The 447-nt window shown below is 53.7% G+C and carries 1 protein-coding gene and 1 pseudogene; both read left to right on the forward strand.

Going from position 1 to position 447, the window contains the following annotated elements; translation table 11 throughout:
- A pseudogene (locus ACODSV_RS36320) lies at window positions 1-200 on the forward strand (DUF2345 domain-containing protein); the annotation flags it as partial.
- 30 nt (window positions 201-230) lie between these two features.
- Window positions 231-447: hypothetical protein (locus ACODSV_RS36325; protein ID WP_489047525.1), on the forward strand; the 217-nt coding region annotated here is incomplete at its 3' end.

Raw genomic sequence — 447 nt, forward strand, 5'->3', positions numbered from 1 at the left:
AAATCACCCTTAATGCAGGGGGCAGCTACATCACCCTCGATACGAGCAGCATCGTGTCCGGGACTCAGGGGGACTACCTCATCAAGTCGGCGTACTTCGACTTCCTGGCCCCAGCCCAACAAGTTCTGGATATGCCACAGCCCCCTCAATTCACCGAGCATAAATCCAAGGCCAACGGGCCTGCGGGTTTCTCTGGCTGATTCCTTTGCGAACCAGGAGCGAATCACATCATGGCTAACTTATTCTCTGTGTTTTTTAACCTCTTAAACCCCGGCCGCACGGCGCCGATTCATGTGCCGGACGCACTGTCTTCAACAGCGCCGCAGATACCCCGGGCAGAGGCTCCTGCGTTAACGCAAACAAATGCCCATACACTGCAACCGCTGAAAAGTTGGAGCCATCCCTTTAAGGACAAAAGCAACTCACTGCTTCAATTAACCCAAATGG

It is taken from the genome of Pseudomonas sp. FG86, from assembly GCF_057808775.1.